Origin of the sequence: Rothia aeria (assembly GCF_016726365.1) — a bacterium.
Classification (GTDB): domain Bacteria; phylum Actinomycetota; class Actinomycetes; order Actinomycetales; family Micrococcaceae; genus Rothia; species Rothia aeria.
Genome location: NZ_CP068102.1, coordinates 2,479,046 through 2,494,327, shown reverse-complemented (window position 1 = coordinate 2,494,327; position 15,282 = coordinate 2,479,046). Strand labels below are relative to the sequence as shown.

General features: G+C 56.1%; 11 protein-coding genes and 1 tRNA gene. 10 read left to right on the top strand and 2 right to left on the bottom strand.

The window, feature by feature from the left end; genetic code table 11:
• Window positions 1–85 precede the first annotated feature (85 nt).
• The 7 genes from I6I94_RS10960 (at window position 86) to I6I94_RS10930 (ending at window position 6,563) form a co-directional block, all read left to right on the top strand.
• Window positions 86–775 (top strand): DUF6318 family protein, encoded by a 690-nt coding sequence (locus tag I6I94_RS10960; protein WP_201620704.1) that lies wholly within the window; start codon window positions 86–88, stop codon window positions 773–775.
• Window positions 776–896: 121 nt separating this feature from the next.
• Window positions 897–1,547 (top strand): DUF6318 family protein, encoded by a 651-nt coding sequence (locus I6I94_RS10955; RefSeq protein ID WP_201620703.1) that lies wholly within the window; start codon window positions 897–899, stop codon window positions 1,545–1,547.
• A gap of 105 nt (window positions 1,548–1,652) precedes the next feature.
• Window positions 1,653–2,291 (top strand): DUF6318 family protein, encoded by a 639-nt coding sequence (locus I6I94_RS10950; RefSeq protein WP_201620702.1) that lies wholly within the window; start codon window positions 1,653–1,655, stop codon window positions 2,289–2,291.
• Window positions 2,292–2,426: 135 nt separating this feature from the next.
• A complete protein-coding gene (cysK, locus tag I6I94_RS10945) occupies window positions 2,427–3,362 on the top strand; it encodes a cysteine synthase A (protein WP_126500175.1) in 936 nt (311 codons plus the stop codon).
• A gap of 217 nt (window positions 3,363–3,579) precedes the next feature.
• Window positions 3,580–4,164: a serine O-acetyltransferase EpsC gene (gene epsC, locus I6I94_RS10940; RefSeq protein ID WP_006887821.1), complete on the top strand. Its 585-nt coding sequence runs from the start codon at window positions 3,580–3,582 to the stop codon at window positions 4,162–4,164.
• A gap of 252 nt (window positions 4,165–4,416) precedes the next feature.
• The gene (locus I6I94_RS10935) at window positions 4,417–5,469 is read left to right on the top strand and encodes a hypothetical protein (RefSeq protein ID WP_201620701.1); all 1,053 of its coding nucleotides are present in this window, start codon (window positions 4,417–4,419) and stop codon (window positions 5,467–5,469) included.
• 350 nt (window positions 5,470–5,819) lie between these two features.
• Entirely contained in the window at window positions 5,820–6,563 is a 744-nt protein-coding gene (locus tag I6I94_RS10930; protein WP_201620700.1) for a DUF6318 family protein, read from the top strand.
• A gap of 142 nt (window positions 6,564–6,705) precedes the next feature.
• Here the strand turns inward: I6I94_RS10930 and gndA are convergent, their stop codons facing one another.
• Window positions 6,706–8,187, bottom strand: coding sequence for an NADP-dependent phosphogluconate dehydrogenase (gndA, locus tag I6I94_RS10925; RefSeq protein ID WP_201620699.1), 1,482 nt, complete (start codon window positions 8,185–8,187; stop codon window positions 6,706–6,708).
• 172 nt (window positions 8,188–8,359) lie between these two features.
• Window positions 8,360–8,432: transfer RNA gene (locus tag I6I94_RS10920), tRNA-Val, on the bottom strand.
• Between the two features lie 457 nt (window positions 8,433–8,889).
• Between I6I94_RS10920 and aceE the strand changes: the two genes are divergently transcribed.
• The 3 genes from aceE (at window position 8,890) to I6I94_RS10905 (ending at window position 15,258) form a co-directional block, all read left to right on the top strand.
• Entirely contained in the window at window positions 8,890–11,628 is a 2,739-nt protein-coding gene (gene aceE, locus I6I94_RS10915; protein WP_037235140.1) for a pyruvate dehydrogenase (acetyl-transferring), homodimeric type, read from the top strand.
• A gap of 249 nt (window positions 11,629–11,877) precedes the next feature.
• Window positions 11,878–13,731 carry an AAA family ATPase gene (locus I6I94_RS10910; protein WP_201620698.1) on the top strand — a complete coding sequence of 618 codons (1,854 nt, stop codon included), beginning with the start codon at window positions 11,878–11,880 and terminating at the stop codon, window positions 13,729–13,731.
• Window positions 13,732–15,258 (top strand): 5-methylcytosine restriction system specificity protein McrC, encoded by a 1,527-nt coding sequence (locus I6I94_RS10905; protein WP_201620697.1) that lies wholly within the window; start codon window positions 13,732–13,734, stop codon window positions 15,256–15,258.
• Window positions 15,259–15,282 lie beyond the last annotated feature (24 nt).

The window sequence follows — 15,282 nt, the reverse complement described above, 5'->3', positions numbered from 1 at the left end:
TAGATGAAAGTGGCTTGCATATCCCCAACTTTTGAGTGGGTAAAAGCTATAATCATGCTAGCTACTTCAACTGAAAGGCGTCCCGATGTCTGCTTCCGTGTCTCGTCGTTTTTTATTTACTGGCGCAGTTGGGGGTGCCTCCATCCTGTTTTTAAGCGCTTGCAGCTCCGGGGCGTCTGTGGTGGCCGCAGAGCGCACAGATTACAGCGGTGAGGTATCGTTCGACAGTTTCCGCCGCGAAGGTGAATATACGGCACCTACCCGCACTGAGCCCGCTAAGAATGCTCCCGTACCAACACTTCCACACAACGTTAATGAGCACACAGTGGCGGGCCTATATTCCACCATTGGTTTTATAGCTGCGAGTGTTACATATGCCTACCAAACCGGTGATACGGGCCGGAATCTGCTTGATGGCGAATATCATAAACGCCTTGATACGGGTTCACAGTCTTCTAGTGACTCTAGCGATTCTAGTGATTCTAGCGATTACAAGATATGGTCTGAGGCTCCCGATATCAGGTTTACGTTGAAGGATCCTATGCCAACGCGTGAGGGCGATACGTACTCGTGGCCAGCCATAATGACGGCGAAACTGGGGAGCTTCCTGGTATCTGCCGGGCGTGCACGGGAGATACCAGCTGAAAGGCGGGAACAAAAATACGAAGGCACCATAAAAGCGAGGTACAGTGATGGCGTGTGGCGTCTCAATCTCGACGAGTTACTCAGCGACGATACAAACAGCAGGTCTTCGGGCGGGTCAAAAACTATCTAAGGTCTACGGTGCTGCAGGGTTGGTTATTGGGGCCTAGCCCCCGTCTTTTGGGGTTTCGGTGCGGCCTCTTATAATGTTTGAGGTATCTCAACTTCGTGTGTTCAAAGGATCCCTGATCACCGTGCCTACTTCCATGAATCGACGGTCTTTGTTTGCCCTAGCCGGTTGCGGCGGCGCTCTGCTCCTTGCGGGGTGCAGCACCAGCAATATGTGGCTTGATCGGCAATATGATTACAGCGGAGAACTGAAGTTCGACAGCTACCGTCAGAATGGCGACTACCGGGAAGCAACCCGATCTGAACCCGCCCAGAACGTGCCGGTTCCGGTGCTTCCTGCCCATGCGGATGAACGCTCAGTGGCTGGGCTGTACAGCACTATTGGCTATATTTTTGCTTTCACAGAGTACATTATTGAAAGCAGAAACACAGGCGAAGCGCAACCCTATATGGAACGATACAAGGGCCTTACCCAAGAGGAGCTGGATCGGATGATCGGCAGCGGCAATAGCTGGTTCTCAAAGGTTCGGTACCACTGCACCATACACACCCCGCACCCCCAAAAGAAGGAAGAGGATGTGTATGAGTGGCCAATGGAGTATTTCATTAAATTCGGTGATTTTGAGGTTATCTCCGGGAAAGTACGCGAGACCCCAGCCAGCGCTACTAATAGTGTTACCAGGTCAGGCCCGTTAAAAGCGCGGTATGAGGATCATAAATGGGTGATTGATTTTTCGGAGTTTACCGCCAACACCAACACGTCTTCGGGTGTGTAATTAACGTATTTTTCAGTATGTGTCGCACGTTTGCGCAAGAAGCTGCGGGGTATATAGTTATATCATCAGTGTCGTAAGTAGAGAGGTTCCCTCATTCCTTCTTCCGTGACTCGCCGCACTGCCTTCGGTGTATTTGGTATAGCTGGCATTAGTTTACTGAGCGCGTGTTCCGCTCAAAGCTCCTATAAAGGGAAAATTAACTTTAACTCCTACAAGGGCATAGCCGCCGCCCTGTACAAACCCGGTACAGAGCAGGATCCTCCCGCTAATATTCCGGAGCCGGTGGCCCCCGCCGGGATTCACGAACGTACAGCCGAAGGGTTGTACAAATTTATCGGCTTTCGCGCAGCCTACTATAACTACCTCGTGTTTAAAGGCTTTACGTCTCCGTGGACTGAGGCAGGGTATACGGATTCCTCCTCCCCCAGCAACAGTACGTATCGTGATATTAGTGATAGGTGGCTCATTAGCGACACTTACGCTCCGCTGACGGTATCCATCATGGACGACATGCCGTTTGAAGGGCCCAAAGACAATACCTATGTGTGGACTATAAAGTTTGAAACGGACTCTGCCGCCCGCCTGTACGACAAAACAAGCCACCAATCCGTAAACTTTAACAGTCTCAACGGTACCGACACAGAAAATAAAGGGTATTTTGAATACGCCAACGGCAAGTGGAAGATACTTAGCAGCAGCTCCCTGCCATCCAGCTGGTCTCCCGGGAAAACAGCTTCTTTCTAATCCGCGTATCTGAAGACCCACTTTATCTGTACCCCCGTGCCTCTGTTACGAACTGTGACAGCCAGCGTTACACCGGCACCTTATGGGGGTAGAGTTACTGACGAAGAAATAAAATCAAACAAAGGAATTAGATTCATGGCGCAAATCGTTAACAGCATCGTCGATGCTATCGGCCAGACTCCGCTTGTCCGTTTGAACCGACTCTCCGAGGGTCTGCCCGGCAATATTGCGGTCAAACTTGAATTCTACAACCCCGCTGGTTCTGTAAAGGATCGCATTGGCCGCGCCATTATTGACGCTGCTGAGGAAGCTGGTGCATTGAAGCCCGGCGGCACCATTGTTGAGGGCACCTCCGGTAACACTGGCATTGCCCTAGCGATGGTGGGGGCAGCACGCGGCTACAACGTTATTCTGACCATGCCCGAGACCATGTCAGCCGAACGTCGTGTCCTACTGCGTGCGTACGGTGCGAAAATTGTGCTCACCCCCGGTACCGATGGTATGAAGGGTGCCGTGGAGAAGGCTAAAGAGATTGTTGAGAGCACCGATAACGCGGTTCTCGCGTCCCAGTTCTCAAACGAGGCTAACCCCGCAATCCATTACAAGACCACCGGCCCCGAAATTTGGGACGCTACCGACGGCAAGATTGATATTTTTGTCTCTGGTATTGGTACCGGCGGCACCATCTCCGGTGCGGGTAAGTATCTGAAGGAGAAAAACCCGAACCTGAAGATCGTGGCCGTTGAGCCTCAGGATTCTCCGCTGCTTTCCGAGGGGCGCGTTGGCCCGCACAAGATTCAGGGGCTGGGGGCGAATTTCGTGCCTGATACTCTCAACCGTGATATTTATGATGCAGTTATCGCCGTTAGCGGCGAAGATGCCATCCGCACCTCTCGTGCATTGGCTACCGAAGAAGGTATCCTGGGCGGTATCTCCTCGGGTGCAGCGGTGTATGCGGCTGTTGAGGAAGCCAAGAAGTCTGAGAATAAAGACAAACTGATTGTCGCCGTTGTCCCCGATTTCGGTGAGCGTTACATTTCCACCGTCCTGTACGAGGATATTCGCGGCTAAACGTCCACTGCAAACGCCCCACTACCCCGGTGCGCGGGGTGCGGTGGGGCGTTCTTGCGTGTTAAGGTGCACGGGAATTTCCGGGCAGCTCACGATGTTTTACCACTGTGGTTCCCGCATAAGTGTTCGCTGTTCTCTCCGCTCAGGTTTCCCTAGCGTGAAAACAGTCCCTGATGTTGGTACCTTTGGATGAACGCACAGTAAAAGAAGGATGACCATGGGATTCATCGCCCGTTTGCGTGAAGACATTGCAAACGTTCGCCAACACGACCCGGCCGCGCGCGGCACGGTCGAAATTATACTCAATTATTCGGGGATGCACGCCATCTGGTCGCACCGACTGAGCCACAGACTGTGGCAGCGGGATACAACGAAGGCCCTGGCGCGTTCAATATCACAGTTCACCCGTTTTCTGACGGGCGTTGAAATTCACCCCGGAGCTACAATCGGGCGCCGGTTTTTTATTGACCATGGCATGGGCATTGTGATTGGTGAAACCACCGAAATAGGTGACGACGTGATGCTCTATCACGGGGTGACCTTAGGCGGCCGCTCCTTAGAGAAAGTGAAACGCCACCCTACGATCGGTGACCGCGTGACGATTGGGGCGGGCGCTAAAGTACTCGGTCCGGTACAGATCGGTGCTGACAGCGCTATTGGCGCGAATGCGGTGGTGGTAAACGATCACCCGCACGATTCGATTATTACAGGTATCCCGGCAAAATCGCGCCCGCGCACCCCAGAGAAGAAGAAACCGCTGGTGGATGCTGTGGAGTATATAGACCCGGCCATGTGGATCTAGCAGTATCTGTTTCCTTCACCAGCCACACGGCGCATTGAAAATACTGCCGCCTCGTTTTAAAACCAGGCGGCAGTAATTCCTAGGCGCACTGACCTTTGCCTGTTCACCACCATCTACCAGCCGGAGCTAAACGTAGAAGATCCATAATTCCGGAGAGCCTGGGGCACCGCATACAGCATTTGTTCAAAGATTCGCGGTAGCATGGGAAGGTCAGTGTTCCTCGCGTGAACCACCATCCTATGAGGAGAATCAATGTCTCAGTTCCCACCTACAGAAGGCCCTGATGGAGCGAACAATAATAGTGGCGCAGATCAGGCCGGAACACAGGGGTACCCGGATACGTCAGGGGCTACCAATCACGGGCCCCAATCGGCTCCCCTGAACGGACCGGATGGTAACCAACAGTATGGGGACGAAACGCTCCCTATGGATCCTTCAGCCGTGCGGCAGGCAGCCCAGTATAACGGTTACAACTCCGGGAACCTGAACGGGCAGGGATACAACACCGGCAATTTGAATGGCCAAGGGTATAACACTGGGAACCTTGGCGGCTACGGATACAACACCGGGAATCTGAACGGTCAAGGGTATAACACTGGGAATCTTGGCTACGGCCAAGGCCCCTATCAACAGGGGTACCCAAGCGGCCCTATTCCGCCCTATAACGGTGCTGTACCTGGCGGCCCATACGGCAGGAATTACGGCGACCTCTATGAGGAGGAAGATCGCCCCCGTCCCGTGTGGCCGTGGATGGTGGGGTTCTTGTGCGGTGCTGGCGTAATCGCCCTCGTAGTGGTACTCGTAGTGACTATCACAACGCGTAATAATGAACCGAATAATATTGCTGGTGGAGCGACTTCTTCCTCCGCCTCGCCGTCGTCGTCTTCAGCGTCTTCTTCTTCGAGTTCCCCCTCGCCGTCAGCGTCATCGTCTTCGCCGCATTCCTACACCTCCACCCCATCCGCATCACGCTCTGCTTCTGCTACGCCTTCTATTGACCGGGCTACAACAAAGGTGAAGGTTGATGTTGAGGTCAAGGCTAACGGTAAAGCCCGAGTCTCTTACGGCCCGTACAGTTCCACCAGTACCGAGAACATTTCGAGCGACTGGCGTAAGGAAGGCATCGAGACTACTCTCAAGGACAGTTATACCCTTAATGCTTCCGGCTCGTACGGTGACGGTGGGGCCACTAAGGTTAGCTGCAAAATCACTGTTAACGGGGAAACCGTCTCAGAGAACCAAGCCAGCGGTACCTACTCCACGGTTTCGTGTCACATCCCTTACAGCTACGTGCCCAAGCAATAATTAACGCAGCAGCCGACACACAAACACTCACGCTACAGGCCCCGGTATCTTTAGATGACACCGGGGCCTTGTGTGCTCTCAGTAACCCGCAGGTTCACCCTGCACAGTTTCTGATGCTTACAGAAGGGCCTTTCGCAATATTAAAACATCAAAATGTACGTCGAATAATCAAAATAACCCTGAATAAGGTTACTATAGACTTATGTACTATATTCTTCCGGGAACACCTTTGAGTACATACATATGCTTTTTAGCATTATGACACTACAGTTAGTAGTTTTTAAGAGCGAACTATGAACTTACCTGTAATATCAGAATAAACTACCAAAGACTAGCAGAAAGGTAGAAACATGTCTTTGTCCGTAACCCGCAGAGGCGCGGTTGCCCTCCTGGGCTTAGGTTCCGCATCCCTACTGGCAGCCTGCAGCCAGAGCAGTACGTCCACATCCGGCAGCTCATCATCAGCTTCAGAGACATCATCCTCGCAAACCAGTTCAGCTTCCGCTAATGCATCAACAGAAGCCACCGGGCAGAAATACGATGCGGGTTCCAAAAACTACAAAGGGGTAGTTCCTCTAGTTGACCATTATGAGAATAAAACCTACGAGCCAGGTAATGAAGAGCATCCACCCCGGAACGCGCCTAAGCCTCTCAAACCTGAGAATATGAATGAGGACTCACTTGAAGGAGCGTACGCAACGCTCCGATATCAGGCATCGGTTTTTGATTACATCACTAAAACAGGTGACCTTGAACCACTTAAAGAGATGGAAGCCGCCAAGCCTGATATTGAATACATGCAGAGCTTTGAGACTTTCTATCAGAATATGGAATCATCAAAAACGTGGTTCTTTGATCGCAAGTTTGAGATGGACATTCTTGCCGACCCCATCGTATCCTCCTCTAAGATTACGTGGCGGTGCACCGAGACTTTTCTTAACGGCACCAAAGCAATTATTCGGGGTGAGTACCACGACGATCTCCCCGAAAAATACCAGTGGACGCGGCTGACCGGGTACGTTACCACCGAATACGTTAACGGACGCTGGGCTGTAACGCCTTATGTATCCGGCGGAGGTACCGGCGGGCACTAAATACAACGTGCCCTCAGCCTCAGGGCACACCTTCTGCACACACTGATGCGGTGCGGGTATCTTCACCGTCTGGCCTAAAACCAGATACACGAAGACGCCCGCACCGCATAGTTATACAACCAGGGCAGCCCCTGGTGCAGTATTAGTGCACGTGAATGTCGGCGGCGTTCACCTCAGAACGGTCACCACTCCACATAGTGTGGAAGGCCCCTTCTTCGTCCACACGCCCGTAAGTGTGCGCGCCAAAGAAATCACGCTGCCCCTGAATTACGGCCGCAGGCAGGCGGTCACGGCGCAGGCCGTCATAATACGACAGGGCCGAAGAGAACACCGGTACCGGAACCCCAAGAGCGGTGGCTTTACCCACTACCCGGCGCCACGACGGGACCAGCTCATCCATCAAAGACTTGAACTGGGGTGCCAAAAGCATATTTGCCGGACGCTCACCGGAGTAGGCAGCCATAATATCGCCCAGCAGCTCGGCGCGGATGATGCACCCGGCACGCCACAGCGAAGCAATCACATCAAGCTTCAAATCCCAACCGTACTCGTCCCCCGCACGGGCAATCATATCCATGCCCTGCGCGTAAGCAACCAGTTTCGAGGCCAACAGGGCACGGCGCACATCCTCAACAAATTCAGGATCCCCAGCACCGACACCGGTGGTCGCGATCAGGCCCGCAGGAAGCTGCTGCTGAGCCTGCTCACGGGCAACCGGATCAGATGATGAAAGCGCGCGGGCAAACACCGACTCTGCAATGGCAGAGACCGGGGCTCCCAAATCAAGGCCAGCCTGCACCGTCCAGCGGCCGGTTCCTTTCTGACCAGCCTGATCCAGGATCACGTCCACCAGAGGCTTACCGGTTTTAGCATCCACCTGGGCCAGCACCTCAGAGGTAATCTCAATCAGGTACGAATTGAGCTCGGTTTCGTTCCACGTCTTAAAAATCTGTGCTTGCTCCGCTGGTTCCAGCCCGGCGATAGAACGCAGAATATCGTACGCTTCCCCGATCACCTGCATATCGGCGTACTCAATACCGTTGTGAACCATTTTCACGAAGTGCCCCGCGCCATCGGTGGCAATCCACGCGCAGCATGGTGAACCGTCCTGGGGCGCCTTTGCCGAAATCTTCTCCAGCATAGGGCCTACATGATGATACGACTGGGCAGATCCGCCCGGCATAATAGAGGGACCCCACAGTGCGCCCTCCTCACCACCGGAGACACCCACGCCCACAAAGTGCAGGCCCTTCTGCGCCAGCTCACGCTCGCGGCGGATCGTGTCTGGGAAATGCGAGTTACCGCCGTCAATAACAATATCGCCCTCATCCAGCAGGGGTGTTAGCTGCTCAATCACGGCATCAACCGGAGCACCAGCTTTCACCATTACCAAGATACGCCGCGGCGACTCCAATGAGTCAACCAGCTGCTGCAGTGATTCGGTACGAATAAATTCACCATCTTGCCCGTGCTCGGCAAGAAGCGCGTCGGTTTTCTCGACGGAACGGTTATGCAGCGCCACAGTGTAGCCGTTGCGGGCCAAGTTACGGGCCAGGTTCGCGCCCATCACTGCCAGGCCGGTTACACCAATTTGCGCCTTTTTACTCTCGATATTTTCAGTCATGTATATAAGGGTACGCTGATTTATACACAGATGCGGTGCGCGGATCGCCAATTATGCGCACGGGTGAGCGGCCCGCTGCTATCTCGGTAGACCACCACAGCGAATGTACCAATGTCCCCAGGGACAATAACGAAAAGGCCCCGTCCTTAGACGGGGCCGCATCGATAAATTGTGGGTCCTACCGGGATCGAACCGATGACATCCACGGTGTAAACGTGGCGCTCTACCAGCTGAGCTAAAGACCCATTGTGCTCACCAAACCGGCGAACAAGGTAATACTATACGGGGTCTTTGCAGGGAGCGCAAACCCGTTGAGGGTGTTATACATCTCAGTGCTTTGGGACGGCGCGGGTGAAGAAAATTACACGGCACAGTACAGCCCGCTGCCCTTCACCTCAAAAACCCAAAGTAATACCGCAAAACCCAACACAGAACCACCATGCAGCGTAAAATCTGCACGGTACAGGCAAAAATATCTTTGGCTTTTCTCCTGCAAATCCGCAGGTACCCAACCCACCCGCTGACAGCAGTCCCCAAAAAATCCTTCACAACAGCAAAACCAGGGTCAAATAAGGACTAAAATAGTAGAGAAAGAAGTGCGCCGACCACCACGTTCGGCCCACTTGCCTGCTAGGGGTGTCACCCGCGGAGAATCGCCGTCGTAACACCTTCACAACTGAACACAAGAGAGGTTGGATTAGTTTGGGTAACGCAAAACCGAACGAACACGCCCTGAGCACTCTTCTCGACGGACTGAAAGACGTCGATACTGAAGAAACCCAGGAGTGGGCCGAGTCCCTTGAGGACCTTATTAAAACTCACGGCACCGAACGTGCCGAATACATCCTGCGCTCGCTTCTGCAGGAAGCTGGCAAGAAGGGTGTAGAGGTACCCACCATTGTCAATACCGACTACATTAACACTATCCCCGCCGACCAGCAGCCTGCTTACCCCGGTGATGAGGAACTTGAGCGTCAATACCGCGCTTGGATCCGCTGGAACGCAGCCATTATGGTGCAGCGTGCACAGAAGAAAGGCATCGGCGTTGGCGGGCACATCTCCACCTACGCGGGTATCGCCGACCTGTACGAGATGGGCCTGAACCACTTCTTCCGCGGCCGCAACCACCCCGGCGGCGGCGACCAGGTCTTCTTCCAAGGCCACTCCTCCCCCGGCGTGTACTCCCGCGCATTTGTTGAGGGTAAGCTCACCGCTGAGCAGATGGATGGTTTCCGTCAGGAAAAAACAAAAGGCGCGAACGGAATCCCCTCATACCCGCACCCACGTTGCATGCCTGATTTCTGGCAGTTCCCGACCGTTTCGATGGGTCTGGGCCCGCTGAATGCCATCCATCAGGCATCCTTTAACCGCTACCTGCACAACCACAAGATTAAGGACACCTCCCAGCAGCACGTGTGGGCGTTCCTTGGCGACGGCGAAATGGACGAACCGGAATCGCGTGGTGCACTGCAGCTGGCAGCCAACGAAAAGCTCGACAACCTGACCTTCGTCGTGAACTGCAACCTGCAGCGCCTCGATGGCCCCGTTCGCGGTAACGGTAAAATTGTTCAGGAGCTTGAGGCATTCTTCCGCGGTGCAGGCTGGCACGTCATTAAGGTGCTGTGGGGCTCCGACTACGACGCCCTGCTTCAGAAGGATAAGAGCGGCAAGCTCATCCAGCTGATGAATGAGACTCTCGACGGTGACTACCAGACCTTCCGCGGCGAAGACGGCGGGTACATTCGCGAGCACTTCTTCGGCAAGTACCCCGAAACCAAGGAACTGGTTGCAGACCTGAGCGACGAGCAGATCTTCAACCTGCGACTTGGCGGGCACGACGACAAGAAACTCTACGCCGCCTACAAGGAGGCGCTGGAAACCAAGGGTCGCCCCACCGTCATCCTGGCTCAGTCCATTAAGGGTGCTGAGCTGGGCCCCTTCTTCGAGGCACGCAACTCAACCCACCAGATTAAGAAGTTCACCATGGAAGCCCTCAAAGGCTTCCGTGACCACCTGAACATCCCCATCTCGGATGAGGAGCTGGAGAAGGACCTCTACAACCCGCCGTACTATGTGCCTTCGGCAGACCACCCGGCCCTGCAGTATATGCACAAGCGCCGTGAGGAGCTGGGCGGGTACATTCCGCACCGCCCGAACACTCAGCCCGAAATCACCCTGCCGGATGATAAAGCATACGCCGGTGCTAAGAAGGGCTCCGGTAAGCAGGAAGCCGCCACCACCATGGCGTTCGTGCGCCTGATGAAGGACCTGATGCGCGTGAAAGGCTTCGGCCACCGCATCGTACCCATCACCCCGGACGAGGCACGCACCTTCGGTATGGACGCGTTCTTCCCCTCCGCTAAGCTGTACAACCCCAACGGCCAGAACTATGTGCCGGTGGATCACCAGCTCATGCTCTCCTACACAGAGTCGCCTGAGGGTCAGATCCTTCACGTGGGTATTAACGAGGCGGGCGCAACCGCAGCGTTCACCGCTGTTGGTTCGTCCTTCGACACCCACGGTGAGCCCATGATCCCGATCTACATCTTCTACTCGATGTTCGGGTTCCAGCGCACCGGCGACGCCTTCTGGGCTGCTGCTGACCAGATGGTACGCGGCTTCGTGATCGGCGCAACCGCAGGGCGCACCACGCTCTCCGGTGAGGGCCTGCAGCATATGGACGGCCACTCGCCCATCCTGGCAAGCACCAACCCTGCGTTCAAGATCTACGACCCGGCGTACGGCTACGAGATTGCGCACATTGTGAAGCGCGGTATTGAGCAGATGTACGGCAACCTCGACGAAGATCACGACGTCATGTACTACCTGACCGTGTACAACGAGCCGATCCACCAGCCCGCAGAACCCGAAAATGTGGACGTGGAAGGCATCGTCAAGGGCATCTACAAGGTGCAGGACTCCCCGCTGGCTTCCGGCCCGAAGGCCCAGCTGCTGGCATCCGGTGTTGCTGTACCGTGGGCTATCGAAGCGCAGAAGCTCCTGGCCGAAGACTGGGGCGTATCCGCCGATGTCTGGTCCGTAACCTCCTGGACCGAGCTGCGCCGCGATGGTGTGGCTGCCGAAGAAGAAGCCCTGCTGAACCCCGGCCAGCCCGCTCGCGTGCCCTACGTGACGCAGAAGCTCGCCGGTGCGAACGGCCCGATCATCGCATCGACCGACTACACCTCGGATGTGCCCGATCAGATCCGCCAGTTCGTGCCGAACGACTTTGCAACCCTCGGCGCTGACGGCTTCGGCTTCGCCGACACCCGCCCGGGTGCCCGCCGGTTCTTCCACATCGACGCACAGTCGATGGTGGTGCGCACCCTGCAGATGCTCGCCAAGAACGGTGAAGTACCTGCCGACGCCGCAGCCCAGGCATTCGCAAAGTACGACCTGACGAACGTCAACGCCGTTCAGAGCGCAAACAACGACGACTAGTCTAATGCGCCACACGGGCACCACCCGGTGACCGTTTCGGGGGCTTCGCTTCCTCACCCATGGTGAGGGCGCGAAGCCCCCGAATCTATGGCCGCGCACGGCATATCATGCGCCATTACCACCCACAAGAAACCGCCTATAGGGTTCATCCTCAGGGTTAGCCGTTCCCCGTGATACCCCCACAAAATGGTAAAAATGGGTGGGCATATTTGCGATAATAAGAAAGGCAGAAAAATAACTAGGAGAGCCATGTCCGACACCACCTACACTTCACAGGCGACCACAGCGCCGTCATCCGGTGCGGGGATGTCTCACGCCTACAACCTGTCAAAAGCGGTGCACCAGCTGCAGACCCAGCTTCAAGGCAAATGGCCCACAGGACACTCAGTTTTCCACCCCAGGTTCACCCCGCTCAGAGAGCTCAGGGACAAACTGCACATCACCGACCCGAACGGTGTACCCACCTACTGCGACCCCGAGAATATTAGCCTTAAATCCCTCGAAGACGGCATTATGATGCACTGCATCATCCTCGATAAAACCAAAGGGCTGCTCGCTATCACCGAAGACAACGGCGACCCCAAACCCTACCGGGGAAAATACGTCACGAACTACATTAACTATGTGTTCAGGTACCTCTCCATCGACACGAAAGTGAATATTAGCGAGATGGACGGGTACCCCAACATTAACACCAAAAACGCGAAAAACCGGTCGCTGCTGGATATCCTAGACTTCCTGTACGAACACCAAGACAGCATAGTGCACGCCCTCAGCTTTAACCCGCTGGACGATTTACAAATATGCTTCTTCCCCATCCTGCACCCCGGGTTCAATTTCCCCCGGGACACTCCCCAGCAAATCCTGGACTGGTACACCACATCCTCATACAAGATAGGGCTTTTCAGCTCGCCCCTCGAAAACAAAAACATGGGAATCATCAAAAAACTCAACGACTACTCAAACGTCATTGCCGAAGGCGTTGCCGGCTGCGGCAAGTCCCACATGCTTGAAAGTCTGAAAGACACCACCATCAACGGCGGTTACGGACCCGAAAACGTGACCACCGTGGTGTTCCACCCCTCCACCTCGTACGAAGAGTTCGTGAGCGGGTTACGGCCCAACTTCGCTTACGGCACCGAGACCCCGGACTTCATCTCCCATGAGGGGATCTTCCTGCAAGCCTGCGCCAAGGCGGTGCGACTAGCCCGCAGCTACGCCGCCCACCGTGCCCGCACCGGGGCAGACACCTCCCTGGGGCAGGACCCCACCCACCGGGAAGCCCCAGCCCACCTGCTCTTTATCGACGAGATCAACCGCGCCAACACCTCCCGTGTCTTCGGCGACCTCATGCTCGTTCTTGAAAAGTCCAAACGCCACAACTACGCCACCGACACCAACGGCGACTGGCAAAACCATATGCACGGGGCGCTCGTGGCAAACTACGACCGGGAAGATTCCTCCAGCAGCGCCCAGCCCGTCACCATCCCCCCGCATGTAACCTACGCAACCCTGCAAACCCCCGTGTTTGTGCCGCGCATTCGCGACGACGGCACCCAAGACTGGTCACGCGGGCGCAGCTACAGCCGCCTCGTAGTGCCCGACAACCTGCACATCCTCGGCACCATGAACTCCACCGACCGGTCCGTAGGAACCATCGACCTAGCACTGCGGCGCCGCTTCCACTGGCACGAGATGGAACCCATGCGCAAAGACGACCTGAAAGAAGCCCTCACCGCCGCAGGCCGGGACCTTGAGGCAGACCCCGAGCTATCGCTGCTGATCGACGCCTACGACAGGCTCAATACCTCCCTCAAAAACGAGGTGGGGCCCGACGCCCGGCTAGGCCACGCCTACTTCTTTGAGCCCAAAGCCAGCGCACCAGAAATTGCCGATGCGCTACTCACCCAGCTCGCAGAAGTCGCCGCGACCTTCAACATTAAAGAAACCCCGCACACCAACCCGGACTTCCCCCGTAAACTTGCCGGAATAAGCGACCTGTGCGGCCGGTACGTGGAATACGTGGGCCACGGACTGGGCAGGCGCCCCCACATTGGCGGCACCTGGAACCCGATCATGGCGCGACTATACGAGGCCGCATAAGTGGGCGAATACTGCTATTTCCAGGCGGGAGTCGCCGGACAACGCGCCGGGGTAACCGTCGTAACACTCGGCGATAACGGACATATCCGCACCCCCGAGACAGTGCGCACCCTCGCCGTTCACGTACTCCCCAAAATCTGGTCACCCAACGGGCGGCGCAACATTATTGAGCCGCTGCCCGCCGACCGGCCGCACCCCACGCACCTGCTCGATGAAACCGGCTGCCTGCACGTATACCTGTACGAGCGGGAAATCCTGAAGCTACCCACCGACTGGCAGCAGCCCTTCAGTGCCGTCGTAGGCTCAGGCAACGAACCCGCCGAAAGCAACCGCCGGGAAGACACTCCCTACGTTGACCTGTGGAACGCCCCCGCGTGGGAGCCGCACACCCGCGACGCAGATTTCACCATCGGACGGGTCATCCGCCCCGGCAGCGACGAAGAATTCACCCCCGTGCGGCAGTTTTGGCGCATCCTCGAACACTACCACCAGGCACCGGTTGAGGACGCCACCTCCCGCACCGTACCGCCGCAGGGCCTGGGCATTTTCTCGCGCATCGACTGGCTACAAGAGCCGACATACCGCAAATTCCTGAACCTGTGCAAAAACGCGCTGGAACACCGCCGCCCACGGTTCGAATCAGAAACCGACGAGCTGGGGTTCGTGCGGGGCCGCATGGTGCTCGATAAACTCATCGACCGGCAAGCCACCCACCGCACCGGGGTGGTGTGCGAATTCGACTCACTCACCACAGACATTCACCTGTGGCAGGTGATCCGCGCCGGGCTGCAGCGGGTAGCGATGCAGGCGAAAGACGCCCAGCTGCGCCAGCAAGCTCTCGGCTACGAAGCGACCCTGCGCGATGTGAGTGTACACAACGCCCAAACCTTGCTGAATGAGCGGCTCTCCCCCACGTTCATGGCGCGCATCCCCGATGAGCAGGCGCTCGCCTACCGGTATGCGCGGGCAATTATTGCCCAGCAGTTCGGGTTCGGGTTCGATACCGACCCGTATGAGGCCGGGGTAATCGCCAACATTAAATACGACACCTCTATTCTGTGGGAGACAATGCTGGAAAAAGCCCTCCTGCAGGCGCTCCCCGCAGGCATGTACACGCTCAATACCCTGCCGAAGTTCAGCTACATTCGCAGGCCCGCCACCAACAGTGCCGTGCTGAAACGCCCCGCCGAGATCCGCCCCGGGTTCGTGGTACGCACCGCCGACACCGGTGCGCCGGTATGTGTGCTTGAGGCGAACTATGACCCGATACCGCGCAGCTTTGAGCACGTGCGGGAACGCGATTTTAACCGGATTCTGCAATACGCGTACCGGGTGGGGTGCCACGCCCACCTGCTGTTCCCCGACACGAGGGTGCACAACGGTCCGGTTGATATTGTGTACACTGGCTCCCCCACCGGTGAGGATTTTCACCTGGGGATTTATGGGGTGCAGTTCCCCGACCCTATTGACTCCTCCATCACCCTGGATGTGAGCCATATTGTGCATGGGATTCTGCAGAATAGCTGATTAACTATTTTTCATTTGTCGGCG